Annotated in this window: 20 protein-coding genes and 2 pseudogenes (1 of these 22 cut by a window edge); 10 read left to right on the top strand and 12 right to left on the bottom strand. The window is 44.9% G+C overall.

Going from position 1 to position 24,358, the window contains the following annotated elements; genetic code table 11:
- Positions 1 to 168 precede the first annotated feature (168 nt).
- The gene (locus AC0L6V_RS15060; RefSeq protein WP_265217980.1) at positions 169 to 1,182 is read left to right on the top strand and encodes a lipoate--protein ligase; all 1,014 of its coding nucleotides are present in this window, start codon (positions 169 to 171) and stop codon (positions 1,180 to 1,182) included.
- Positions 1,183 to 1,283: 101 nt separating this feature from the next.
- Here AC0L6V_RS15060 and AC0L6V_RS15055 read toward each other — a convergent pair whose 3' ends face one another.
- Positions 1,284 to 1,913, bottom strand: a complete 630-nt coding sequence (locus AC0L6V_RS15055; RefSeq protein WP_265217979.1) for a DUF1349 domain-containing protein — start codon at positions 1,911 to 1,913, stop codon at positions 1,284 to 1,286.
- Between the two features lie 303 nt (positions 1,914 to 2,216).
- On the opposite strand from AC0L6V_RS15055, the gene AC0L6V_RS15050 reads away from it, so the two are divergent.
- Positions 2,217 to 2,468: a type II toxin-antitoxin system Phd/YefM family antitoxin gene (locus AC0L6V_RS15050; RefSeq protein ID WP_072842339.1), complete on the top strand. Its 252-nt coding sequence runs from the start codon at positions 2,217 to 2,219 to the stop codon at positions 2,466 to 2,468.
- A complete protein-coding gene (locus AC0L6V_RS15045) occupies positions 2,465 to 2,719 on the top strand; it encodes a Txe/YoeB family addiction module toxin (RefSeq protein ID WP_265217978.1) in 255 nt (84 codons plus the stop codon). Before AC0L6V_RS15050 ends, AC0L6V_RS15045 begins: the two co-directional genes overlap by 4 nt.
- 316 nt (positions 2,720 to 3,035) lie before the next feature.
- Here AC0L6V_RS15045 and pgi read toward each other — a convergent pair.
- The 8 genes and pseudogenes from pgi to dksA all read right to left on the bottom strand — a co-directional run bounded on the left by pgi (position 3,036) and on the right by dksA (position 11,711).
- Positions 3,036 to 4,626 (bottom strand): annotated as a pseudogene (pgi, locus tag AC0L6V_RS15040) (glucose-6-phosphate isomerase).
- A gap of 81 nt (positions 4,627 to 4,707) precedes the next feature.
- Positions 4,708 to 5,557, bottom strand: a pseudogene (gene panC, locus AC0L6V_RS15035) (pantoate--beta-alanine ligase).
- Positions 5,557 to 6,381: a 3-methyl-2-oxobutanoate hydroxymethyltransferase gene (panB, locus tag AC0L6V_RS15030; RefSeq protein ID WP_265217977.1), complete on the bottom strand. Its 825-nt coding sequence runs from the start codon at positions 6,379 to 6,381 to the stop codon at positions 5,557 to 5,559. The pseudogene panC and the gene panB overlap by 1 nt, the downstream one beginning before the upstream one ends.
- A gap of 3 nt (positions 6,382 to 6,384) precedes the next feature.
- On the bottom strand, positions 6,385 to 6,867 hold the full coding sequence (folK, locus tag AC0L6V_RS15025; RefSeq protein ID WP_265218188.1) for a 2-amino-4-hydroxy-6-hydroxymethyldihydropteridine diphosphokinase: 483 nt from the start codon (positions 6,865 to 6,867) through the stop codon (positions 6,385 to 6,387).
- A gap of 14 nt (positions 6,868 to 6,881) precedes the next feature.
- Positions 6,882 to 8,315 (bottom strand): polynucleotide adenylyltransferase PcnB, encoded by a 1,434-nt coding sequence (pcnB, locus tag AC0L6V_RS15020; protein WP_409418728.1) that lies wholly within the window; start codon positions 8,313 to 8,315, stop codon positions 6,882 to 6,884.
- Positions 8,316 to 8,876: 561 nt separating this feature from the next.
- Positions 8,877 to 10,262: a sigma-54-dependent transcriptional regulator gene (locus AC0L6V_RS15015; RefSeq protein WP_265217975.1), complete on the bottom strand. Its 1,386-nt coding sequence runs from the start codon at positions 10,260 to 10,262 to the stop codon at positions 8,877 to 8,879.
- A 99-nt stretch (positions 10,263 to 10,361) separates the two neighbouring features.
- Positions 10,362 to 11,102 carry a glutamate--tRNA ligase family protein gene (locus AC0L6V_RS15010; protein ID WP_346433229.1) on the bottom strand — a complete coding sequence of 247 codons (741 nt, stop codon included), beginning with the start codon at positions 11,100 to 11,102 and terminating at the stop codon, positions 10,362 to 10,364.
- A gap of 174 nt (positions 11,103 to 11,276) precedes the next feature.
- Positions 11,277 to 11,711, bottom strand: coding sequence for an RNA polymerase-binding protein DksA (gene dksA / locus AC0L6V_RS15005; protein ID WP_111606847.1), 435 nt, complete (start codon positions 11,709 to 11,711; stop codon positions 11,277 to 11,279).
- 168 nt (positions 11,712 to 11,879) lie between these two features.
- On the opposite strand from dksA, the gene AC0L6V_RS15000 reads away from it, so the two are divergent.
- Positions 11,880 to 13,046, top strand: coding sequence for an aminotransferase class I/II-fold pyridoxal phosphate-dependent enzyme (locus tag AC0L6V_RS15000; protein ID WP_265218187.1), 1,167 nt, complete (start codon positions 11,880 to 11,882; stop codon positions 13,044 to 13,046).
- Between the two features lie 20 nt (positions 13,047 to 13,066).
- On the opposite strand, the gene lptG is transcribed toward AC0L6V_RS15000, so the two are convergent.
- Positions 13,067 to 14,140, bottom strand: a complete 1,074-nt coding sequence (gene lptG, locus AC0L6V_RS14995) for an LPS export ABC transporter permease LptG (RefSeq protein WP_265217974.1) — start codon at positions 14,138 to 14,140, stop codon at positions 13,067 to 13,069.
- Positions 14,141 to 14,145: 5 nt separating this feature from the next.
- The gene (gene lptF, locus AC0L6V_RS14990) at positions 14,146 to 15,267 is read right to left on the bottom strand and encodes an LPS export ABC transporter permease LptF (RefSeq protein ID WP_265217973.1); all 1,122 of its coding nucleotides are present in this window, start codon (positions 15,265 to 15,267) and stop codon (positions 14,146 to 14,148) included.
- Between the two features lie 256 nt (positions 15,268 to 15,523).
- On the opposite strand from lptF, the gene AC0L6V_RS14985 reads away from it, so the two are divergent.
- The 4 genes from AC0L6V_RS14985 (at position 15,524) to AC0L6V_RS14970 (ending at position 20,935) form a co-directional block, all read left to right on the top strand.
- Positions 15,524 to 16,984, top strand: a complete 1,461-nt coding sequence (locus AC0L6V_RS14985) for a leucyl aminopeptidase (protein WP_265217972.1) — start codon at positions 15,524 to 15,526, stop codon at positions 16,982 to 16,984.
- A 276-nt stretch (positions 16,985 to 17,260) separates the two neighbouring features.
- On the top strand, positions 17,261 to 17,683 hold the full coding sequence (locus AC0L6V_RS14980) for a hypothetical protein (RefSeq protein ID WP_265217971.1): 423 nt from the start codon (positions 17,261 to 17,263) through the stop codon (positions 17,681 to 17,683).
- A 131-nt stretch (positions 17,684 to 17,814) separates the two neighbouring features.
- On the top strand, positions 17,815 to 20,598 hold the full coding sequence (locus tag AC0L6V_RS14975) for a valine--tRNA ligase (protein ID WP_265217970.1): 2,784 nt from the start codon (positions 17,815 to 17,817) through the stop codon (positions 20,596 to 20,598).
- Positions 20,599 to 20,677: 79 nt separating this feature from the next.
- Positions 20,678 to 20,935 carry a cold-shock protein gene (locus AC0L6V_RS14970; RefSeq protein ID WP_265217969.1) on the top strand — a complete coding sequence of 86 codons (258 nt, stop codon included), beginning with the start codon at positions 20,678 to 20,680 and terminating at the stop codon, positions 20,933 to 20,935.
- Here AC0L6V_RS14970 and AC0L6V_RS14965 read toward each other — a convergent pair.
- Entirely contained in the window at positions 20,932 to 21,354 is a 423-nt protein-coding gene (locus AC0L6V_RS14965) for a CBS domain-containing protein (RefSeq protein WP_265217968.1), read from the bottom strand. The genes AC0L6V_RS14970 and AC0L6V_RS14965 overlap by 4 nt on opposite strands.
- Positions 21,355 to 21,476: 122 nt before the next feature.
- Between AC0L6V_RS14965 and tadA the strand changes: the two genes are divergently transcribed.
- Positions 21,477 to 21,974, top strand: a complete 498-nt coding sequence (gene tadA, locus AC0L6V_RS14960) for a tRNA adenosine(34) deaminase TadA (protein WP_265217967.1) — start codon at positions 21,477 to 21,479, stop codon at positions 21,972 to 21,974.
- Positions 21,975 to 22,083: 109 nt separating this feature from the next.
- Positions 22,084 to 24,358 carry the 5' portion of a phosphoribosylformylglycinamidine synthase gene (purL, locus tag AC0L6V_RS14955; RefSeq protein ID WP_265217966.1) on the top strand. It continues 1,625 nt past the right edge of the window, so only the first 2,275 of its 3,900 coding nucleotides appear in the window; the start codon lies at positions 22,084 to 22,086; the stop codon falls past the right edge of the window.

Raw genomic sequence — 24,358 nt, 5'->3', positions numbered from 1 at the left:
TACTTTTAAATGTTCATTCAAAAGGGTAAATCGCTATAAGTGATTTACCCTTTTATGTTTGTACTTTTTAGTTAGTCCTTTTTCTTTGTTGCTAACTAAGTCGTTGTAAATAAGAACGGATGTTATTAACATCCGTTCTTATTTACTGACATTTAAAGAGAAAGTGCCATGGCTAGCCGAATTTTATTGTCCCATTCAAATAACCCTCATTTTAACTTGGCGGTTGAGGACTGTATTTTTCGTTCTATGCCAGCAGATCAGCGCGTTTTATTTCTTTGGCGTAATGCTGATACCGTGGTGATTGGTCGCTCACAAAACCCTTGGAAAGAATGCAACATCAGTAAGATGGAGCAAGACAAGATTCATTTAGCTCGTCGTCAAAGCGGTGGTGGGGCGGTGTTCCATGATTTGGGGAATACTAACTTTACTTTTATGGCGGGTAAGCCGGAATACAGCAAAGAAGTCTCTACAGAGATTGTGTTAAACGGCTTAAAGAAGTTAGGCATTGAAGGTTATGCTAATGGCCGTAACGATCTGGTGGTCGGAGAGGGTGAAGCCATGCGCAAATTTTCTGGCTCTGCCTATAAAGAGACTAAGGACCGCGGTTTTCATCATGGTACTTTATTACTGCACGCTGACTTGAGTCGTCTAGCGAATTACCTCAACCCTGATGTCAAAAAGTTACAGTCGAAAGGCATTACCTCCGTACGCTCACGAGTCACCAACCTAAACAGCTTGTATCCAGCGATTGATCATCAGCTCGTCTGTGACGCTATTGTCGAAGCGTTTTGTGAATATTTTGATGAAGTGCCAGCCATAGAGGAAATATCCCCTGACGCCTTGCCAGACCTACCAGGCTTTGTGGAAAAATTTGAACAACAGCAAAGCTGGGACTGGAACTTTGGTAAATCTCCGCAGTTTACTCACACCCTAGATGAGCGTTTCAAATGGGGCGGCGTAGAGATTCACCTCGATCTGAGCAACGCGAAAATCACCGCCGCGCAGACCTTTACCGACAGCTTGTTCCCGGATCCAATTGAGCAACTTGCAGAAAAACTTATAGGCGTGACCTACCGACCAGACGCTATCGCAGCTTGTGTCGACTCGGTTATTGAAAACTATCCAGACCATAAGGCGGATTTAGAAGAAATGAAAGCGTGGTTGGTTAAGGCGGTTTCCTAGACCAATTCCCATGTGAGCCGAATAATTCGCTTAATCGGCTCACATGATGAAAGACAGTTGGCAATATCCTGATTAGCCAAATTTCACCTTTGACGTTGGCTTTAGGCGTAGTGGGCTAGCCATTTACAAGGCTCTAAACTCATGTCGGTGAATGTAGCGGTAAAAGATGAATTCTGAGGGCTGCACGCATATACACCAAATTTTACCGATTTCTCTGCGGGTTGTGGCGGGTTGCATTTGCCCATTTCGACTGTTGTCTCACCAAGCTGATGCAAATGAAATACGCGCATTTGATTGAAAACAATACCATCAAATGATGATTCAATCAGAAAGTCTGCCCCTCGGCGGCTTAAGCGATACCAGATTTCTTTTGGTAGAGGGATATCTGATGTGGCCCAATCTGAGTAGCCAAAATTCGTTACGACACTTCCAAGTCTTGAAAATGCTTGGTTTTCGTATTCAATTGAGGCTTTGAACCAATTTTCACTATCGAGATAGATAATAAGACCACATTGATCAAATTGAGTTTGGTAAGTAAAACTGGCTTTTGCGGTAAAGGTGAAGTTTTCATCAGATTCAATCTGTAATGCGGGAGCATTATCATTACGAAATCCATAGTAACTGCGTTGCCAGAGATCCGTGTTCGACTCAGTTGTTATAGAGACTGAGTCTAGACTCACCTTACTTAATTTTGGCTCGAAAATCCATTTACCATTTGTAAAATCTACCATTTTAATCCTCTACGCTCCTTCTTGAATTCGTTTATTGCTCTGGTGGTTTTTGTATCTTTTCTAACGTTCTTTGTCCAATTGATTAAGTGAAAAGATAGCATTGAAAAATCAGGCGTTGTGTCTTGATGGTATTTTTTGATACAACACGGGCAGTTGAAAGAGGCAGCAGAGTTAATTTCTATCTGATCCTGATTGCTTCTAATTAGTGTTGTTCTATTAATTACAGCTTACGGGTTAGTTGTTGATTTACTTTGGGTGTTTACTTTATACTCAGTGGTACAGAATTAAGTACAGGAAAAAATGATGGATGCTATCAGTTATACAACAGCCCGAGCTAACTTGGCTAAGACAATGGCTAAGGTTTGTGACGATCATTCGCCAGTGATCATCACGCGTAAAAGCGAGAGCCCAGTTGTGATGATGTCGTTAGAAGATTATGAGTCCATGCAAGAAACTACCTATTTGCTGCGTTCGCCAGCGAATGCCAGAGTCTTGTTGGAGTCTATTGCTGAACTGGAAGCGGGTAAGGGCGTTGAAAGAGAGTTAATCGAGTGAGGCTCACTTTTTCAACCGCAGCTTGGGATCAGTATCTTTACTGGCAGAGCACAGATAAGAAAGTATTAAAGCGGATAAACTTACTAATCAAAGATATTCAGCGAGAGCCTTATGAAGGGGTTGGCAAACCAGAACCTTTAAAGCATGGCCTTGCTGGTTATTGGTCTCGTCGTATCAATGATGAGCATCGAATTGTTTATAAATATCAAGATGATGCAATTTTGATAGCGCAGTTACGATATCACTATTAGTTTTTTTATTTTAGTTCGCTGCTCGATAATTACTTTCATCAACCCAATCGGCGTTTCGATGAGGTAGCCGGCCTTACCTAGAATTGAAAAGTGAAGAGAAACGCCGCTTGGCTTGGTGTTATGTACAAAAGTCTGTGTTGGGCTGATGATGGTGTCATGTGAGTTGTTTTGTGTCGGCCTGAAGGCGCGACTTACAGTTTAATAACCCCTCCCTAACCCCTTGAAGAGAAGGGGAGGGAACAGAGAAAACAAAAACACCAGCCGAGGCTGGTGTTTTTAGTTCAATGTCAAAAAGTCTAAGCTGCTCTTTTTTTAGTTAAGCCTGAGCTTTCTTGAACGCGTTGATCAGTGCTTGAGTAGAAGCATCCAGTGCGCTGTTGTCGCTGTCGCTAACAAGGCGATTGTAGATGTCGGTTCCCAATACTTTGCCTAGCTCTACACCCCATTGGTCGAATGAGTTAATTCCCCAGATGGTGCCTTGCACGAAGGTGCGATGCTCATACAGTGCAATGAGAGCGCCGACAGTGGCAGGGGTCATCTTATCGGTAAATAGAGTATTACTAGGGCGGTTGCCTTGAATCACTTTGTGTGGCGCTACGGCCTCCACTTGCTCTGCCACTGGCACCTGCGTCACGCAATTCTTGCTTGGCTTGCTCTAAGGTTTTGCCGACCATTAAGGCTTGTGATTGGCTTAGGCAGTTAGCAATCAAGTGAGTGTGGTGTTCGCCAATTGGGTTGTGACTGGTCAGTGGTGCAATGAAGTCCACAGGAACCAGACGTGTGCCTTGGTGTAATAGCTGATGGTAAGCATGCTGACCGTTGGTGCCAGCACCGCCCCAAATGATAGGGCCTGTGTCGGTTGTGACGCCATCGCCATTCAATAGGTTGGCTTTACCGTTACTTTCCATGTCGAGCTGCTGAATATGAGCAGGCATGGCACGTAGGTAATGGTCGTAAGGAATTAAGGCGTGAGTTTGTGCGTTGTGGAAGTTGATGTACCACACGCCAAGGGCGCCCATGATTACCGGCAGGTTTTCTTCAAATGGCGCGGTGCGGAAGTGCTCGTCCATTTTGTGAGCGCCGTCTAGTAAGGCGTAGAAGTTGTCCATGCCCACGGCAATGGCAACAGGCAAGCCAATCGCAGACCACAATGAGTAACGTCCGCCAACCCAATCCCACATTGGGAAGATGTTTTCTTTATCCATGCCAAAGTCTACAGCTTTTTTCACATTGGAGCTTACGGCTGCGAAGTGTTTGCTGACGTCATTTTGTGAGCCGCCATTACTTAGGAACCAATCGCGCGCGGCATTTGCGTTAGACAGTGTTTCTAATGTGCCAAAGGTTTTAGATGAGATAACAAATACCGTGGTTTCAGGGTTCACTTGATTTAGTTTGCCGTTGATGTCTGAACCATCAATATTGGCAACGAAGTGCACTTTGATGCCGTCTTTTTTATATGGCGTTAGCGCTTCTGCAACCACTTTTGGGCCAAGATAAGAGCCACCAATACCAATGGAAACTATGTCGGTAATTGCTTTGCCTGTGTAGCCTTTCCATTCACCACTGTGTAGTTGAGTAACAAATGTTTCCATTTGTTTAAGTGTTGTACGTACTTCAGCTAAGACGTTGATACCATCTACCATCAGCGTTTCTTGCGCTTGGCTAGCACGTAGAGCGATGTGTAAGACAGAGCGATCTTCGGTGTTGTTAATATGCGCACCGCTGAACATGCCTTTAATAGCACTTTCTAGCCCTGCTTCTTTTGCTAGATCCGTTAGTAGCGCTAGCGTTTTGTCATTGGCACGATTTTTTGCGTAATCCAATGTCCAGCCAGCGGCTTGTGCGGTGTATTTTTCGGCACGTTTGGGATCTGCTTCAAACAAGGATTTCATATTTACAGATGCCATGTCTTGTTTGTGTTCTATTAATTTCTGCCAAGCAGTTAATTCTGTGGGTGAAGCCCATTACAATCTCCCTAGAAATCAAAGTTATAGCTCTACACGCAAATTATCAATCAAGCGTGCACTGCCTAAGTGTGCCGCAGCCAAAATGACTAGGCGTTTCTCTTCCTCTGATGGTGTTTGTAAATTATCTTGTGCGCGAATCTCAAAATAATCACGACGGAAACCAGCCGCTTCAAGCTTCTGTTGAGCTTGTTCGCGAATGTCCTCGTGACTCGCACTGTTTGCTATAAGCGCCTCTTTCGCCCATAGCAGTGTTTGGTACATCGTCGGTGCAATGCGTCTTTCTTCTTGTGTTAGGTAGCCGTTGCGTGAGACTCATGGCGAGTCCATCGTCATTACGAGCTGTATCAACGCCTATGATGCGCACGTTTGAGCTTAAGTCGCGTACCATATCTTCAATGACTTTAAGTTGCTGAAAATCTTTATTACCAAAGATTGCACAGTCTGGTTGAACAATATTAAACAATTTTGTTACCACGGTGGCAACGCCAACAAAGTGACCTGGGCGTGATGCACCACATAGAATGTCAGATAAGCCCATGACTTCGATCTGTGTCTGGCTGCGTTTGCCATCTGGGTACATTTCTAAGGCGTCTGGTGCGAACAAGTAGTGACAACCGTTGGCCTCAAGGACCCTTTTGTCTTCTTCTAGTGTTTTTGGGTAGCGCTCTAAATCTTCGTTGGCTGAGAATTGCATTGGGTTAACGAAGATGGAAGAAACAACGACGTCACCTTCTTCTGTTGCCCGACGTATCAGTGACATGTGGCCATCGTGTAGGTTGCCCATGGTTGGGACGAAGGTGATACTCTTGTCTTGTAGGCGCTCAATTTTTAGCGCGGCACGAAGTTCAGCGATAGTATGGAATGTTTGCATTATTTGAATCCGTGCTCTGGTCCTGGAAAGGTCATGTCTTTTACTTCTTTTACGTAGGCTTCAAAGGCTTGCGTCACGTTGCGACCGTCGGTTAAGAAGTTTTTGACGAATTTTGGTGTATGGCCGAGGTTGATGCCAAGCATATCGTGCATCACCAATACTTGGCCATCTGTATGATGCCCAGCGCCAATACCGATTGTTGGCACAGGAACGGCTTCTGTCAGTGTTTTGCCCAATTCTGTTGGGATGCATTCATAGAGGAGAATATCCGCCCCTGCCGCCACAAGGTCTAGCGACTCTTGCAGTAATAAGTCGGCTGCGTCTTGGCTTTTACCTTGTACTTTATAGCCGCCAAATTTATGCACGGATTGAGGGGTTAGGCCTAAATGTGCGCAAACGGGAATACCTCGTTGGCTAAGTAGTTTTACGGTGTCGGCGAGCCAGCTGCCACCTTCTAATTTGACCATGTTGGCGCCAGCTTGCATCAATTTAGCGGCGTTATCGAGTGCTTGTTCTGGTTTGCTGTAGCTCATGAAGGACATGTCAGACAGAATGAAGGCATTGGTATTGCCTCGCTTTACGGCAGCAGTGTGATAGCACATGTCTTCGATGGTAACGGGTAAGGTGCTGTCTTGGCCTTGTATGACCATGCCTAAAGAATCCCCAACCAAAATGGTTTCCACACCGGCCACGTTCATGACATTAGTAAATGAAGCGTCGTAGCTGGTTAGGCAGGTGATTTTTTCCTTATCGGCTTTCATTTTTTTGAGCGTGGATAAGGTAACTGGTTTGGTGAGTTTTCTTTGTGAGTTATCTGAATACATAATTTATTCTTCTTTGATAAAGACCAAATCGCTGGTATCAATTTGCTGTAAATGCTCGGTAACGGTTTTGCCATTTGCTAAAAGCATATCAGGCGCTAGGTCGCTAAGCGGCTTTATAACAAACCCTCGTTCTAGCATGAAAGTATGCGGCACGGTGAGTCTTGGTAGCTGTATTGTTTCTTGTCCGTACAATAACAGATCTAGGTCTAAGGTGCGCGGTCCCCAATGCCGTTCTCTTACTCGACGCTGTGATTGCTCAATACTTTGCAATAAATCGAGTAAATCAATAGGGGATAGGTCGGTGTCGAAGGCGGCGACGGCATTAACATAATCAGGTTGGTCTTGTGGACCAACTGGTTTGCTGCCATAAATAGAAGAAACACGAAGATTTTTTACATCGTCGTGTTTCTTTAAGGTATCAATGGCGCGATCAAGTTGCGCCACTGGGTTGTCAAGATTGCTGCCGAGTCCAATATAAGCGTGTATCAAGAGGCATCCTCTTACTCGTCAAATGTTTCTCTTTGTGGTGCGTTACTTTTCTTACGACGACGAGGGCGGCGTTTTTTAGGGCCTTCTTTATCGTTAGCAAAGTTATCAATGCTTTTAATCAATTCTCTCTGTTGGCTTTCTGTGCCGTGCTGGAATTTTTCCCACCAATCGCCCAATCCATCTAGCTCTGTTCCACTTAATTCGCGTATGAGCAAAAAGTCAAAACTGGCACGAAAGCGTGGGTGCTCAAGCAGTAGAAAGGCACGTTTGCCATAGCGTTTGGGAAGACGATATTGCATATCCCAGATTTCACGCATTGGTGTGGAGAATCGACGCGGAATGGCGGTCGAAGCGACTTGATTGTCTAACACCATATTGGCTGCTTGATGCAATGCCGGTGTGGCTGGCATGCCTTGCGCTTGGAATTCTTCATGACGCAATGTCACGCTTGGCCACAATAGGACAGCGTATAAAAAATATGGCGCAGTGGTTTTTCCACTCTGGATTCTGTCGTCGGTGTTTTTTAAGCCCTGAAGTATAAAGGCTTCTGGATCGATATCATTACGTTTCCAGCCGCTTTGTAACAAGGCGTCAGTATCGGGAAATAAGTAACGAAATAAACCGTATTGGCGTAATAGGTGGAACGTTTCAATGCCATTACCACTGCCTAGAAGCTTTAATACTTCTTCAAATAAACGTGCTGGCGGAATGTGATCCAGTAGGTGTGCCATTTCTTTGATTGGTGCTGCAGTTTCAGCTTCGATCTCAAAGCCTAATTTACCAGCAAATCGAATCGCGCGCAGCATCCGAACGGGGTCTTCTTGATAACGTTGGCGTGCATCTCCGATGATTCGAATTTGTCTGAGTTCGATGTCTTTTAGACCGCCACAGAAGTCATGAATACTGAAGTCTTGGACATTGTAATACAAGGCGTTAAAGGTGAAATCACGGCGCTCAGCATCTTCTTCGATACTGCCGTAGACGTTGTCACGCAGTACAATACCATGAGCTGAACGAGCCGAATCTTTGCCTTTCAATGACGTGGTTGGTGTGTCGTCATCATCGTCATCTTGTGCTGAATTTGCTCTAAAGGTGGAAACTTCAATGATTTCTCGGCCAAATGTCACGTGGACTAGTTTAAAGCGGCGACCGATCAGTCTGGAATTAGAGAAAATATTGTGTACTTGCTCTGGTGTGGCGTTAGTGACCACATCGAAGTCTTTTGGCTCTATGCCAATTAAATGATCTCGTACACAGCCACCGACAAGGTAAGCATCGTAGCCAGCTTTGTTTAAGCGATACAATACTTTAACAGCATTGGGGCTCAAGTCTTGTCGAGATAAGCTGTGATCGCTACGAGGTATGACAATAGGGTAAGTCTGTGCCTTTGGTGAGGCAAACAGTGAGGTAGCTTTACGTACCAGAGATTTTAATCCTGTAAGCATTGGACAACAAATTTTAAAGTTAACGAAAAGGGCATTCTACACGTGATAAAGTAAAGTTACACGAATAAAGGTTGTATTTAGGTGATTTTGATATGTTGAAAAGGGTAGGTATTTATATGACTATTACTTATTTACTGATGAGTAAATAAAATAATCGCTTTGGATACATGAAGATACTAGTTCCGAAAACAAAGTGGGTGCTGCTTCTGCAGTTCTACTCAAGTTTTATTTTTATTGTTGCATTGTTTTCATTGCCCGAAGGCTTGTATATCTAAAAAAATCAATTATCCAAAGCGATTTTCCATCCATGACCTCAAATTTTTATTTTTATTTGAAGAGGTCACGGTGTTCTTAGTTGTTATTTTTATTTTTAAGAACTTACATACGACGATTAACTTATTTTTATTCTTGGTCAATCTTCTTATCGTTGTGTCATATATAAGGCATTTGTTGTGCCAAAAATAATAAAGTGCTGATTTCATTGAGTTTTAGTGTGTTTCTGTTCATTTTCTTTACAGTTTTTTGAATATTTTTTGGGTATTTTGGTATCAAGTGTTACCTTTATGTTGTTACTTTTTTGGGTATTGCTAGTTTTTGTCGTCTTTCCCATAAGCTTTTTCTTGATATGCCCAAAGAATGTGCAAGTTGGGTTTCAGTCATCTTGTGTTGGTGCGTTAGTACGAAATGCTTAAAATAATCGTCGAGCGTTGTTCCTTTGGGCAAATGGGCATTGCTTGCTGCTGAATCTGTAGTGTGGCTAGTGTTTTGCTGGCTAGCGAGTTTTAAATTAGCGGCTTCGACCCGTTCTAGTGGACTAAGAATAACAGCTCTTTCAATGGCATTTTCTAGTTCGCGCACATTACCTGGCCAATTATGTGCGCGGATGGCTTTATCGAATGTTCGGTTGTAGCTGTAAATGGGCTTGTTGTGCTTCTGACAGGCTTTCTCAAGAAGAATTTGAGCCAGCATGGAGATGTCATCGCCTCTATCTCTTAGTGGTGGTAACAACAGCTCCATCACATAGAGTCGGTAGTATAAATCCTCGCGGAATAGCCCTTGTTTGACCATGGCGATTAAATCTCTATGTGTGGCGGTAATTAATCGAATATTGACCTTGGTCGATTGTGTTGCACCGACTTTTCGAATTTCACCCTCCTGAAGAACGCGCAACAGTCTTGCTTGGGCCTCGAGAGGTAATTCACCAATTTCATCGAGAAAGAGCGTGCCCTTATCAGCAGCGTAAATTAAACCGTCATGGGATGAGTTTGCGCCTGTGAACGCCCCTTTTTCATGACCAAAAAGCTCTGATTCTATTAGGTTTTCTGGAATGGCGGCACAGTTTACACTGATGATAGGATGGTTGTGGCGGCGGCTGAGATTGTGTAGCGCTTTGGCGACCAGTTCTTTACCTGTTCCAGACTCCCCGCGAATCAATACGGTCACATCGGTGCCAGCAATTTTACGCATGTCACTAAACAAGTCTTGCATTAATGGGGACTGGCCAATAATGCCGCTGCCTGGTGTGCCTAAGGTTAGCGCCTCTTCTTTTGTGATTTGCTGGTTGGGGGGTGTTTGAGCGGATGGCGTTATGTTTGGAGCATCATCTTGTTCAAGTACGTTTACGACATGTTTGAGAAGTGTCTCTGAGTCAGTTGGTAGCGGCAGATAGAAAACCGCCCCTTGTGCCATGCTATTAACACCTGTGCTTAGACTGGCTTTGGTATCAAGTACAATACGACGAGGTTGGTTGGGCAGTTCTGTATGGCTGTTTAGGTGTTGAATGGCTTCTTGATCGATAAGCAGAAGATTAAATTCTGATAGCTCATAATATTTTTTTGCCTGCTCTAAGGATTGGCTGGTATTAACTTGGAAGCCATAGCGAGATAACCATTTTTCGGATTCTTTAAGTGGGGAATGGTCAGGGCAAATGATCATTATGCTGTGCATTGAGTGTCACCTCTTGTAACTGTTGTAACGATTATACACATGCGAACTTTTTGGTCGAGAGTGCCTTTTCTTAAATTGATGGATTATGCTGACCGCTACTTAGATGAAATGTAGGTCTTGCTCCTGCAATGGAAGTTCTTTAATTCCCCTTAATTTTTCGGGGTTCCAGGCTTGTATGGACAGTGATAGAGCTTCTGCGATCGAGGAAGGGTTTGCTAGGTCAATGTTGAGGTAGTGGAGTGCCCGTAATAAGGTGGGTAAGTGACCATTTTCAATGGGTTTAGCATGGTTTTGTTTGCTGATTTTATCACCAAAGTGATTGGTGATAAGTGGAATGTGACAGACATTTGGTGGTGTCCAGCCAAAGAGATGATAAAGGTGAAGTTGTTGGGCGGTGGTCTCGATTAAATCTGCACCTCTGACAAGGTGGGTAATATTTTGTAGGTGATCGTCAACCACGACGGCCAGCTGATAGGAGAAAAAACCATCTTTTCGTTTCAGTACTGGTGGGTATTTAAGGTCGTCAGTAAAAATGAGGGTGTTCTGGATGAGATCTTGGCATTGATAAATAGTTGCACTGGTTTTTAGTCGCCATGAGTGTGGTTCTTTGGTAGTACTTGCACACTCGAGTGGATGGTTGCCATCATTTTGAGCGAGAGATTGTCTGGTGCAATTGCATGGAAAAACATGTCCATGTTGTTTTAGTACTGATAAATAATGTTCGTAGATGTCGCTATGCTGGCTTTGTATTCGAATGTCTTGATCGGAAAAAAGCTGGTAGCTGTGAAGGGTATGTACAATCTGTTCGGCAAATTCTGTTTTGCAGCGTGTGCCGTCCACGTCTTCAAGGCGAATAACCCATGATCCACGGTTTTTTTGGCATCCAAATAGCTCGCTAATGCGCTGACTAGCGAGCCAAAATGGAGTGGACCGGTTGGCGAAGGTGCAAAACGGCCACGATAGAGAGGCATAAGGGTATTGGCGTAATTAGGCACTGTTCTCAAGTACTTAGCGTTAGCCGCCGATTTGTCTCTCTTTAATTTCCGCGAGTGTCTTGCAATCAATACACATAGTCGCTGTTGGGCGAGCTTCTAAGCGGCGAATGCCGATTTCAATGCCACACTCTTCGCAATAGCCATAATCGTCGTTATCAATTAACTCGATCGTTTGAGAGATCTTTTTAACCAGTTTACGTTCACGATCACGTGCGCGAAGTTCTAGGCTAAACTCTTCCTCTTGGCTCGCTCGGTCGTTTGGATCGGCATAATTCACAGCTTCTTCTTTCAGATGGTGAACAGTACGATCAACCTCTTCCATCAGATTTTGTTTCCAGTTGAGTAGGATGCTTTTAAAGTGCGCCAACTGGTTCTCGTTCATGTATTCTTCGCCATCCTTAGCAACATAAGGAGTGAAGTCTTTCATTAATGACTCAGGGTTCATATTTGGCATACGCATTGCCTCACTTCGCAGGTTTCCATTGTGGTAGCCTGTAACCAATAAAATTAGGTGATTTATTTTCGGGCGGAAACTTACCAGATAATGTGCTCGTTAACCACATTTTTTGCGTAAAATGTCGCGATATTTTTGAAACAGGTAGAGAAAGGTAGAGAAAGCTGGATGGAAAGGCATAAGTTAGCAGCAAGGGTTGAGCAAATTGCACCCTTTCAGGTAATGGCGGTATTGGCTAGAGCGAAACAGTTGCAATCGCAAGGCGAGGATGTAATCCACCTTGAGATTGGTGAGCCTGATTTTGTTGCCGTAGAAGCCGTTGCTGATGCCGGTATCGCGGCTATTAAGCAGGGTAAGACGGGTTATACCTCAGCTACTGGGTTGCCAGAACTTAAGTGCGCAATTAGTGACTATTATAGTAGCCGCTATCGGGTTAGCGTCGCGCCAGAACGAATCATTGTTACGCCTGGTGCGTCTGGCGCTTTATTATTGATGGCCTCGCTGATGGTGAATGCTGGGGAAGACGTGTTGATGCCAGATCCATGTTATCCATGTAATCGTCATTTTTTGATCCAGTCTGGTGCAAAAGCCAAGTTGGTCGAAACAACGCCCGAAGATGGTTTTGAAATGGATTTGAGTACGTTAGGTCAGCATTGGGGGTTGAATACAGCAGGGCTTTGGCTTGCTTCGCCTTCTAATCCAACTGGTGCGGTACTCAGTCAATCCTATCTTTCGGATGCGTGGACAAAAGTGAATGAGTTGGGTGGCCATTTGCTGGTCGATGAAATTTATCAAGGATTGGTTTATGAAGGCGACGACTTCACGGCCTTGTCTATTTCAGACGATATTTTTGTTGTGAACAGTTTCTCAAAATATTTTGCCATGACAGGGTGGCGGCTTGGGTGGTTGGTTGTTCCTGACTGGGCGATTGAGGGGGCGACAAAGTTGGCGCAAAACCTATTCATTGCTGCACCAAGCGTGTCTCAGTATGCAGCGATTCGTGCATTTGAACCCGATGTATTGGCTGAGTGTGAAGAGCGTCGCCAAATCTTAAACGCTAGACGTCTCGTTTTGCTGGCCGGATTAAAAGCAATAGGGCTGCCTGTTGTCGCGCCAGCTCACGGGGCTTTTTATGTGTATGTTGATGTGTCTGGAGTAACACAAGATGCGATGGCTTGGTGTTTGGCCTTGTTGGAAACAGAAAAGGTGGCACTCACACCGGGGGCTGATTTCGGCATCAAGGACGCTCATAAATATGTGCGGTTTGCTTACACTTGTGACGAGTCTAGGTTGCAAGAGGCGCTCGCGAGAATTGCGCGCTTTATTGTCTCTTGATGTTGCGGTAAGACGTAGGGTTAGCCTCTACGTCTTACGAGTATAATGCCAGCTAATAAACAGATAATAATCGGTATGCTGACACCTATAATGGGCGGAAAACTGACCGCAACACTCATTCTTCCAAATAAGTTCAGTGCATTTTGAAAGGCTAAACCTATGATCACGCCCGAAAAAATCCGTCCGCCCATCGTGGAGGATCGAAGAGGGCCAAAGACGCTAGAAAGTGCTACCAGCACCAGTGCTAAGGAGGCTGCAGGGCGTAAGGTGGTGATCCAAAATTCCAGTTCGTATTGTGACGCGTCGAGTTTTTCTTGGTGCAGGTAAGTTTGATAATTCAATAATTGGCTAAGAGACAGTGTTTCTGGGTCTTGTGATGCCAAAAATAAATTTTCTGGTGTGATGCTAACGTTCCACTCAGCATGTGGGGTGCTTTGGGTTTCGATACGGTCGGGAAAAAAGACGGTTTCTGTTACGTCATTAAGCTGCCAGGTTGATCCTTGTATGTGTTTTGCTGTGGTGGCGCTTTTAGTGTAGGCCAGTTGCTGCAGTCCTTGTTGTTGATTTGGGGCGAAAATCTCTATCCCATACAGTGTTCCTGTGTCATCGGCCGCATCGATATAGACGAAGTTATTGTCGGCTTTTAGCCACACGCCACCGCTGAGTGAGAACGTGCCAGTTTCTTGGTCTTTGAATTTTTCAATCAAATTGGCTTTTTGTTCAGCGGTTGGTGCAACAAACTCTGAAATCCCCATGCCTAATAAGGAAACGAGTAAGATAGGTTGGCAAGCGGCAAAACCAATACGCCAAATTGGCATGCCTGCTGCCCGCATAACGGTCAATTCAGAGGTCGCGGCAAGAGTGCCTAATCCCATTAAGGTGCCGATAAGGGAAGCGATCGGAATGTATTCTGCGAGTTTGCCAGGTAAACGATACACGATAACTTGCAATAAAGATTGCAGTGTGTAGTTGTCGTTGACTTTTTTAATTTGCTCTATAAAAGTGAGTGCAAAATCCAACCCAAGCAGAACAACCGCAACAATCAAGAAGCCCCATAAAACGCTGTTGCCAATGTATCTATCTATTCTATTCATATCAATTACTCGTTTTTTGCATCCGCTATGTTAGGGAGTCTGGCTTTGCGGCGTTCAAAGACTTGGTTGTATTGTGCGAAAAGCAGCGCTGCGACGAGCATGAATAGGCCGTGTATCCACCACAGACCAAGCTGAATGGGGAGTTTGCCTTTTTCTAGTGCCGTGCGTCCCCAAATGAGAAGGGCGATATACAGTATCATTAAAAGAATGGCGGGTAACATCTTGAAGAAGCGCCCTTGTCTTGGGTTTACTTGGCTTAACGAAAGCCCAATGATGGCAAGAATAGGGATCATAACAACCAATGAAGTGCGCCATTGGAGTTCAACTTTGTCTGCCAGTTTTTGACTTTTTATTAGTGCTAGGGTGCTTCGTGTATAAGGGTCATCAATGACATTACTGCCTTGGTTTTCCATGCGAATGGCGTAGGTATCGAAGTAGGTGATGCGATAATTAGCTGTACCAGGTTTGCCTTCATATCGGGTGCCGTCTTTAAACACAAGATAGGTTTGATTACCTTCAGAGCTAATGCGTATTTGTTCTGCATAAGCCGCCAAGGTTTGTGTAGGAATGTTCTGGTCTTTTTTACGAACGACGTCCGAAATGAAAATTTGTTTCATCCATCCTTCGTCTGGCGTGAAGCTATCGAGATAAGTGGTGCGCTGTCCGCTACCCTCAAAGCGGCCGGGTATCAAAAAATCGAAAGCAGACAATTGATTCTGTGCCTCGGAGGCTTCAGCAGCGCGGTATTCACTTAAAGGTGCTATCCAAAAGTTAATGGTGGCACTAACGGCTCCGATGATGCAGGCAATGCCAAGTGTGTAGCCTGCCAATTTGACTTTGCTAATGCCGCTAGAAAATAAAACGGACATTTCATTTTCTATGTACAGGCGTCCGAATGCCAATAACAAAGATAGGAAAAACGCGAGAGGTAGGATCATCTGAACGAAACTCGGCACATGATAACCAAGAATAACGAATAGAAATTCGAAGGTCATTTTTCCTTCGGCTATGCGGCCCAAGTAGTTGGAAATTCGTCCACTTAGAATAACGAGCAATAAAATAAGCGTCACGCCAATGGTTGACACAAGCACTTCTTTCGCTAAGTATCTGAATAGTCTCAAAGTCACCTCTGGATGGATTCTGCTTTATTGAGCGTAGAGTTGATTACATATCTAAAGCCCCCATTATCTCGTGGTAAGAAGGTTATTATCCAGTTTTTTTTAAAGTGAGGCCTTTGCATGACGACGCTGTTCTTAGATAGAAGAATGATGATAGTCTGAAAAATAGCGTATTAACGCAGATTATAGTGGCGTTTTTATCGTATATTTGTTCAATTTTCGTCTTGCACCACCGTCTTAAAGTTATTTTATTGAGGTTTTTTTCATGAATATGGCGTTATTTGATCGCTTATCTACCGTACAAGCGGATTTGCTTGTTACATTTGTTCCAAGTGAGGGTGACTTTCCTGAGTCAACCGCTTGGATTGATGAGAATGCTAATGGGCAAGTTTCACAATTACGCGAAACGGGTGTCTTTAAAGGTGGTGTAGCGCAAACGCTATTATTGCCAGGTGTGTCACAAGACTTTGCGCAAGCTGTGCTATTAGTGGGGATTGGTAAAGACGCTCAGCTGAGCGATATGCAAGCTCGTAAAGTGGTGGCAGCGGTAGCGGCACAAATTAAAGGTTTACCATTCGCATCGGTTGCTGTTGCCAGTGCTGGGCTTGTGTTAAAAAATCGCTCTCAGTCTGATGTATTGACGCTGGTTGCCCAGTGGTTGAATGAAGGTTTTTACAACTTCCTTGGCTTTAAGAAAGATGATGCTGAGAAAACAACAAAAGTTGAGTCGCTATTGTTAGAGGGTAGCGATGAAGCGGCTTTGGCTATTGGTACGGCGACGGCGAAAGGTTCGGCTTTTGCTCGTCAACTTGGCAATTTGCCTGGTAACGTTTGTACACCAAGTTATTTAGCGTCTAAAGCGCAGCAGTTAGGTGAAGAATACAGTATCGGTGTTGAGTTGCTAGATGAAAGCAAAATGGATGAACTAGGCATGCATTGCTTGTTGTCCGTGGGGCATGGTAGTGATCAGCCGAGTTATTTGATCGTGATGAACTATCGCGGTGGTGCAGAAGACGAGGCACCTCATGTTCTTCTAGGGAAAGGTATTACTTTTGATACTGGCGGTATTTCCTTGAAGCCTGGTCCAAAAATGGATGAAATGAAATATGACATGTGCGGTGCCGCAAGTGTTTTCGGTACGATGAAAGCGATTTGTGAGTTAAAACCAAAGCTGAACTTTACAGCGGTGATTGCGGCGGCGGAGAATATGCCTAGTGGCCGTGCTACTAAGCCTGGCGATATTGTGAAAACCATGTCTGGTCAGACGGTAGAGATTTTGAATACCGATGCTGAAGGCCGTTTGGTGCTTTGTGATGCTTTGACTTATATTGAGCGCTTCAAGCCTAAATCAGTGGTTGATATTGCGACACTTACGGGCGCTTGTGTGGTGGCTTTGGGTGGTGTGAATTCAGGCATGTACGCGAACAATGATGATCTGGCGGTTGAGTTGAAGGCAGCCAGTCATGTTGCTGCGGACAAAATTTGGCAAATGCCGTTAGACGAAGAGTATCAACAACAGCTTGATAGCAACTTTGCAGATATCGCTAACATTGGTGGACCTGAAGCCGGTTCTGTTACGGCGGCGTGTTTCTTGTCCCGTTTTGCAGGATCTTACCCTTGGGCGCATTTGGACATTGCAGGTACTGCGTGGACGGGTGGTGCAGCCAAAGGGGCAAGTGGTCGCCCTGTTGCGTTGTTAACGCGTTATTTGCTGGCGAAATCCTAAGCTTCTACCGTCATTTTAAAACAGTGACGTACAAAAGCAGGTACAATTATTTGTCCCTGCTTTTTTTATGGCAATGGTTCAATCGCGTTCTAGCGCAGAGGAAGATGAATTGGATTAAAGTGTTATTTTTATCCTAGCGATATTGATGACTAGCTTTTATCCATTGGGGTAGACTTTTGTGTTCTTCAGTGCGAAAGTTGAGGGTTATAAATGATAGGTTAAGTGGTCTTGCTTGCTTGGCCGTTGTATTTTGCTTTCTTAATATTGGTTTTTCCTATGTCAGATTTAGCCACTCAATATGATGACGGTGTTTTTGAGCCAGATGAAGAAACCTTGATCTCTGCTTTGCGCAATCAAGATGACATTCCTATTCTGATGGACATTGTTGCGGAAACAGTGCCTGTGTCTTCGGACAAGTCAGTACATTCAGCGCAACCACTTGATGAGCCTGAAGAGTATGGTATGCAGTCTGAGAAAGACTTGCTTGAAGATCATGACTTTTCTAGCGATTCCGCAGAGGGCACGCATGATGACGATATGGATGATGTGCTTACACTCAACGATATCGTAGATGAATCGCCGTTATCACAAGCGTTAATCGCTAAAACCATTGCTAGCGTGCTCGAGCGGCGTTTGCCTGAGTTGGTATCGGAAGTGATGCAGGCATTGCAGGACGCAGCTGAAACAAAAAAAGAGTAATGCAAAACAACAGTCGTGTAACACGTCGGCAGACGGCTTAATTCTCCACGTGTTATTCTTTATCTGGTTATGACACGCTATAATTCTTCAACTTACAATTGATTGCTACATAAGAGCCTTAAGACATCATAATGGAAAAGACCTACCAACCTCAAAGTATTGAACAGCCTATTTATCAACGTTGGGAAGAGGGCGGATATTTTTCCCCTCAAGGCAACGGTTCTCCATTCTCTATCATGATACCTCCGCCAAACGTCACTGGCAGTTTACACATGGGGCATGCTTTTCAGCATACCTTAATGGATGCAATGATTCGTCGTGAACGTATGAAAGGCAGTCGCACATTGTGGCAGCCAGGTTCTGATCATGCTGGTATTGCCACTCAAATGGTGGTTGAGCGTCAGTTAGCCGCTCAAAATATTACCCGTCATGATTTGGGGCGTGAGAAATTCCTTGAAAAAGTATGGGAATGGAAAGCGCAATCTGGCGGTACGATTTCAGACCAAATGCGTGTCTTAGGTGACTCAGTTGCTTGGGAAAAAGAACGCTTCACAATGGACCCTGGTATGTCTGCGGCGGTTCAAGAAGTGTTTGTGCGTTTATTTGATGAAGGCATTATTTATCGTGGTCAGCGCCTAGTAAACTGGGATCCGGTTCTGCACACGGCCATCTCTGATCTTGAAGTGGTTTCTGAAGAAGAAAATGGCTTCATGTGGTATTTCCGCTATCCATTGGCGGACGGCGTGAAAACGGCCGACGGGAAAGATTATATTGTTGTGGCGACAACGCGCCCTGAAACTATGTTTGGTGATGCTGCGGTGGCCGTGGCGCCGGATGATGAGCGCTTTGCGGATATTGTTGGTAAGTTTGTTGAGTTGCCATTGGTTGGTCGTCGTATCCCGATTGTCGCCGATGAATACGTAGACAAAGAGTTTGGTACTGGCTGTGTGAAAATTACCCCAGCCCATGATTTTAATGACTATGAAGTTGGCAAACGCCACGACATGCCATTGATCAATATTTTGACTGACGATGCGGCTATTAATGATACCGCACCAGAAAAATACCGTGGTATGGATCGTTTTGATGCTCGCAAAGCGGTTGTTGCTGACTTTGATGCGCTTGGTTTGCTTGAGAAAGTGGTTGATCACAAGTTAAAAGTGCCACGTGGTGAACGTGGTAACACCGTGATCGAACCATATTTGACTCAGCAGTGGTATGTGGCAGTCGAGTCATTGGCTAAACCAGCGATTGAAGCCGTTGAGAATGGTGACATTCAATTTGTGCCTAAGCAGTGGGAAAACACCTACTTTGCTTGGATGCGTGATCTTCAGGATTGGTGTATTTCTCGTCAACTTTGGTGGGGGCATCAAATCCCTGCTTGGTACGATGCTGATGGCAAACATTATGTTGGTAAGAGTGAAGATGAGGTTCGAGCCAAATATGGTTTGGCAGCAGAGCTTAAATTGACTCAAGATGAGGACGTACTAGATACATGGTTCTCATCCGCTCTTTGGACCTTTGCAACGCAAGGTTGGCCAGAAGAAACGCAAGATTTTAAAGAATTCAGTGAATCCGATGTATTAGTAACAGGCTTTGACATTATTTTCTTCTGGGTAGCCAGAATGATTATGATGACGTTGAAGTTTACCAATAAAGTACCTTTCAAAACCGTCTATATTACGGGGTTAATCCGTGATGAACGTGGCGATAAAATGTCTAAATCCAAAGGCAACGTAATCGATCCATTGGATTTGATCAATGGTATTGATATTGAGTCTTTAGTGGCGAAGCGTACTTCTGGCATGATGCAGCCTCGTTTGGCTGAAAAAGTTGAGAAGAATACTCGCGAAACTTACCCAGAGGGCATTCAAGCTTACGGTACCGATGCATTGCGTTTTACGCTTTGCTCGTTGGCGTCCGGTGGTCGAGACATTAAATTTGATCTTAATCGTCTGGAAGGGTATCGCAATTTCTGTAACAAGATTTGGAACGCAACGCGTTATGTCTTGATGAATACAGAAGATCAAGATTGCGGTCAGCATGGCGCAGAGGTTGAATTGTCTTTGGCTGATAAGTGGATTATTTCTCGCCTGCAGCGTGCTGAGGACGCGGTTAATCGTGCTTTTGATACACATCGTTTTGATTTGGCTTCTCAAGCATTGTATGAATTTATGTGGCACGAATACTGTGATTGGTATTTGGAGTTATCTAAGCCGGTACTGTGGGACGAAAACGCGACGGCCGCGCAATTGACGGGTACGCGTCGTACTTTGGTTCGTGTATTGGAAGCTTTTTTACGTCTTGCTCATCCGATGATGCCATTTTTGACCGAAGAAATTTGGCAGCGTGTTGCCCCTCTTGCTGGCATAGAAGGCGAGACTGTGATGCTGGGTAAATACCCTTCAGCCGATGAGGCAAAAATAGACGTACAAGCCGAAGCGGATGTTGAATGGTTAAAAGGCGTTATTGAAGGCATTCGTAATATTCGTGGAGAAATGAATATTTCTCCTTCTAAACCCTTGGCTATTTTGTTCCGTAATGGTTCTGATCAAGACAAGACACGCTTGGATGCCAACCGTCCTTTCTTACAAACGTTGGCAAAACTAGAATCCGTGACTTGGCTAAATGTGGGTGATGAAGCGCCGATGTCAGCAACCGCCCTGGTGGGTGATATGGAAGTGCTTGTCCCCATGGCTGGTTTGATCGATAAAGGCGCTGAAATAGCTCGTCTGCAAAAAGAAATCGATAAGGCAACAAAAGACCTTGAGCGTATACAGGGTAAGCTTTCAAACGACAGCTTTGTGGCTAAGGCACCAATAGAAGTGGTCGAGAAAGAACGTGCTAAGTGTGATGATTTGCAACTGGCGGTTAGTAAATTAGAAGAGCAAAAGATCCGTATTGCATCTTTGTAAACTCAGAGAGGTCGAAAGTCCATGTTGACTTTCGACCTTGCGCTTACTTTAAATAAAAATAAAAAAAGAGGCGATGGTTATGGAGCGATTAACAGGAAAGGTTAAGTGGTTTAATGATGCCAAAGGAATAGGTTTTATTAAACGAGAAGAAGGTAGCGATGTTTTTGTTCACTACAAATCAATCGCTTGTGATGGACATAAAACATTAAGAAAAGGCCAGCCGGTTAGTTACGAGTTATCCAGCACGGATTTTGGCTTACAGGCGATGAATGTGAGAGTAGAGAAAGAGGCGCAATCCGCTTCCTCTGACTCTAATAAACAAGCGATGCCTGCTTAGGCCGACTCGGTCAGCATTTTATGCGCCAGTTTGACAAAGTCGACAGGCGTAAGAATGCCGATCAATTTGTTGTCTTGAGTAACGGGTAGACAACCATATTTGTTTTCGATGAAGAATTCGGCGGCCATGTCCAAACCTGTTTCAGGGCTTACAGTGAGTATGTCTTTGTTCATGGCATTGGCTATGGGGGTTTGTTGCTCTTTTTTAGACAGTTGTTGAGTGCCAAACTGGCTAACTAAGTGAAATGCATGGCGTAGGTACTCACGCTGTGTCAGCATGCCGACACATTCTCCCGAGTCATTGACGATGGGGATGTTTCTAATGTTTTTTTCTTGCATCAATGCTTTGGCTTTCGCTAAAGAATCGTTTTCTCTTAACGTAATTAAATGGGTAATCATCAGGTCGGCCACTGTGCGCATGACTGAATCTCCTTGTTCTATTTCAGCGTTTATTTTGACAGTAGTGCTGAGTGTAGAGTGGATTGCCTATTAAAGGCAATTATGTATTTAAGGTAATAGTGCTGCCTTGAGGAAGATCAAACATGACAGACCAAGAATGGATGGAGCGAGCCATCATATTGGCTGATAAAGCCGCATCAGAGAGTGAAATTCCAGTCGGGGCGATTGTAGTCCTTAACGGTGAAATCATTGGTGAAGGTTATAATTCTCCTATTTCATGTTGTGACCCAACCGCACACGCGGAGATTCAGGCGATTCGTGATGCGTGTAAGCGGATGAATAATTATCGGCTTCCTGGCGCGACTTTGTATGTGACGTTGGAGCCTTGTTCCATGTGTGCGGGTGCGATCGTACATGCCCGTATCGATCGAGTCGTTTATGCGGCGACGGAACCGAAAAGTGGTGTTGTTGAAAGTCAGGGGTATTTTTTTCAGGCAGTGTTTCTCAATCATAAGGTGAAAGTTGAGTCTGGGATCTTAGCCGAAACAGCGTCTGCACAACTGACTCAATTCTTTCAATACCGCCGTGAGCAGAAAAAGAAGCTCAAGGAACAGGCAAAAAGAGGCTATTTAGGCGATTAATTCCGTCATTTGGTGTAGAAATTTCATACTCTGCTAGCCTCTATTTGCTTCATTGATTTAAAATACCCACACCATTTCCCCAAAACTACCAAGTGAGGCAATACTCAACATGCTAACTCTGCATGGTTCCGCAGCGCTATCGGCGTTTCGCAAGGCAAAGTTATTAGCCAATATGCAAGCATCTATCCCGTCTGTCACAGATGTCGATGCGCAATTTCTCCATTTCGTGGAGCTGGCTGATAATCAAACGCTAACGGCAGAGCAGGAAACTGTTCTACAACGTGCTTTGGCCTACGGTCCTAAATCCTCCCAAGTCAGTTCATCTGATCAAAGTGTACTAGTGGTTCCGCGTTTAGGAACGATTTCACCTTGGTCATCGAAAGCAACCGATATTCTTCATAACTGTGGCCTTGCGGCCGTATCTCGCGTCGAACGAGGCGTGGAATACTTTATCCATAGTTCTCAGCCCTTAACGCTAGAAGAACTGGACTTGTTGTCTGCCATGTTGCATGACCGCATGACTGAAAGCGTGCTTCCGGCATTAGGCGACGCTGCGATCATGTTCTCTCATGCAGAGCCTGCGCCGATGACAAGTGTTGATGTATTAGGTGGTGGTCGTGCGGCGTTGGTTGAGGCAAACCAAACGCTGGGTCTTGCCCTTGCTGAAGACGAAATTGACTACCTTGTTGAATCTTTCATTGAGTTGGGTCGTAACCCAATCGATGTAGAGCTGATGATGTTTGCGCAAGCGAACTCTGAGCATTGCCGTCATAAGATCTTCAATGCGTCTTGGACGATTGATGGCGAAGAGCAAGAGCGCTCTTTGTTTAAGATGATCAAGAATACCCACGAGCATAATCCAGATGGTACTTTGTCTGCTTATAAAGACAACGCTGCTGTAATGGAAGGCCATTTTGGTGGACGCTTCTTTCCATCACCAGAGACTCGCGAATACGACTTTAGCCAAGAAAACATCGATATATTGATGAAAGTTGAAACTCATAACCACCCAACGGCCATTGCCCCTTTCTCAGGTGCGGCAACCGGTTCTGGTGGTGAGATTCGTGACGAGGGTGCAACAGGTATAGGAGCCAAGCCAAAGGCAGGTTTGAGCGGTTACACTGTGTCAGACCTAAAAATTCCTGGTTTTGAACAGCCATGGGAGAGCCAATACGGCAAACCTTCTCGTATCGTGACACCGTTGGATATCATGATTGAAGGGCCGATAGGTGGTGCGGCGTTTAATAACGAATTTGGTCGTCCGAACTTATTGGGTTACTTCCGTACTTTCGAGCAAAAAATCCAAGGTCCTTCCCAAGAAGAAGTGCGTGGTTACCATAAGCCCATCATGTTAGCTGGTGGTATTGGTAATATCCGTCGTGATCACGTGGAAAAACAAGAGATCAAAGTGGGCGCTAAGTTAATCGTACTTGGTGGTCCTGCGATGTTGATCGGTCTTGGTGGCGGTGCGGCCTCTTCCATGGCGTCTGCTGATGGTAACGAAGATCTTGATTTTGCTTCTGTACAGCGTGGCAACCCAGAAATGGAGCGTCGTTGTCAGGAAGTGATCGACCGCTGCTGGCAGTTGGGCGACAAGAACCCAATTAGCTTTATCCATGACGTGGGTGCGGGCGGTTTATCGAATGCTTTACCTGAATTGGTAAAAGACGGCGAGCGCGGTGGTAACTTTGATTTGCGCAAGGTTCTCAATGATGAGCCTGGCATGTCGCCACTGGAAATCTGGTGTAACGAATCGCAAGAACGCTACGTTATGGCCGTTTCTCCAGACCGTATTGAAGAGTTCACGGCAATTTGTGAGCGTGAACGTTGTCCGTTTGCCATTGTTGGTGATGCAAAAGAAGAGATGCACCTTGAAGTGGCCGATCCTCATTTCAACAACAAGCCTGTTGATTTGCCAATGTCTGTGTTGTTTGGCAAGCCACCCAAAATGCATCGTGAAGCGAAAAAAGCTATTATTTCTGGTGATGACTTTACCGCTGAAAATGTGGATCTCGCTGATGCTGCTAAGCGTGTTCTTAGTTTGCCAACGGTGGCGAGTAAAAATTTCCTAATTACCATCGGTGACCGTTCTATAACGGGTATGGTGGCGCGTGATCAGTTGGTAGGGCCTTGGCAGGTTCCAGTGGCCGACGTAGCGGTAACTACCTCGTCCCTAGAAAGCTACACGGGTGAAGCCATGACCATGGGGGAACGTACTCCAGTGGCCTTGTTAGATGCGCCTGCATCTGGTCGTATGGCAGTAGGCGAAGCCCTGACTAACTTAGCAGCGGCGCAAATTACCAAACGTAAACACATTAAACTGTCTGCAAACTGGATGGCCGCTGCTGGTCACGAAGGGGAAGACGAAAAACTTTACCAAACTG

This window comes from Marinomonas sp. G8-14 (genome assembly GCF_055808935.1).
Note: the sequence above shows the minus strand (reverse complement) of the source record. Positions and strands in the feature narration are given on the sequence as shown.

Excerpts from the sequence above, each read along its gene's own strand:
- AC0L6V_RS14980 (WP_265217971.1), top strand. The coding sequence starts at position 17,261 with ATGTCAGATTTAGCCACTCAATATGATGACGGTGTTTTTGAGCCAGAT.
- panB (WP_265217977.1), bottom strand. The coding sequence starts at position 6,381 with ATGTATTCAGATAACTCACAAAGAAAACTCACCAAACCAGTTACCTTA.
- pcnB (WP_409418728.1), bottom strand. The coding sequence starts at position 8,315 with ATGCTTACAGGATTAAAATCTCTGGTACGTAAAGCTACCTCACTGTTT.
- AC0L6V_RS14965 (WP_265217968.1), bottom strand. The coding sequence starts at position 21,354 with ATGCGCACAGTGGCCGACCTGATGATTACCCATTTAATTACGTTAAGA.
- AC0L6V_RS15015 (WP_265217975.1), bottom strand. The coding sequence starts at position 10,262 with ATGCACAGCATAATGATCATTTGCCCTGACCATTCCCCACTTAAAGAA.
- AC0L6V_RS14985 (WP_265217972.1), top strand. The coding sequence starts at position 15,524 with ATGAATATGGCGTTATTTGATCGCTTATCTACCGTACAAGCGGATTTG.
- AC0L6V_RS15060 (WP_265217980.1), top strand. The coding sequence starts at position 169 with ATGGCTAGCCGAATTTTATTGTCCCATTCAAATAACCCTCATTTTAAC.
- dksA (WP_111606847.1), bottom strand. The coding sequence starts at position 11,711 with ATGCCAAATATGAACCCTGAGTCATTAATGAAAGACTTCACTCCTTAT.
- AC0L6V_RS15050 (WP_072842339.1), top strand. The coding sequence starts at position 2,217 with ATGGATGCTATCAGTTATACAACAGCCCGAGCTAACTTGGCTAAGACA.
- tadA (WP_265217967.1), top strand. The coding sequence starts at position 21,477 with ATGACAGACCAAGAATGGATGGAGCGAGCCATCATATTGGCTGATAAA.
- lptG (WP_265217974.1), bottom strand. The coding sequence starts at position 14,140 with ATGAATAGAATAGATAGATACATTGGCAACAGCGTTTTATGGGGCTTC.
- AC0L6V_RS14975 (WP_265217970.1), top strand. The coding sequence starts at position 17,815 with ATGGAAAAGACCTACCAACCTCAAAGTATTGAACAGCCTATTTATCAA.
- AC0L6V_RS14970 (WP_265217969.1), top strand. The coding sequence starts at position 20,678 with ATGGAGCGATTAACAGGAAAGGTTAAGTGGTTTAATGATGCCAAAGGA.
- AC0L6V_RS15055 (WP_265217979.1), bottom strand. The coding sequence starts at position 1,913 with ATGGTAGATTTTACAAATGGTAAATGGATTTTCGAGCCAAAATTAAGT.
- AC0L6V_RS15000 (WP_265218187.1), top strand. The coding sequence starts at position 11,880 with ATGGAAAGGCATAAGTTAGCAGCAAGGGTTGAGCAAATTGCACCCTTT.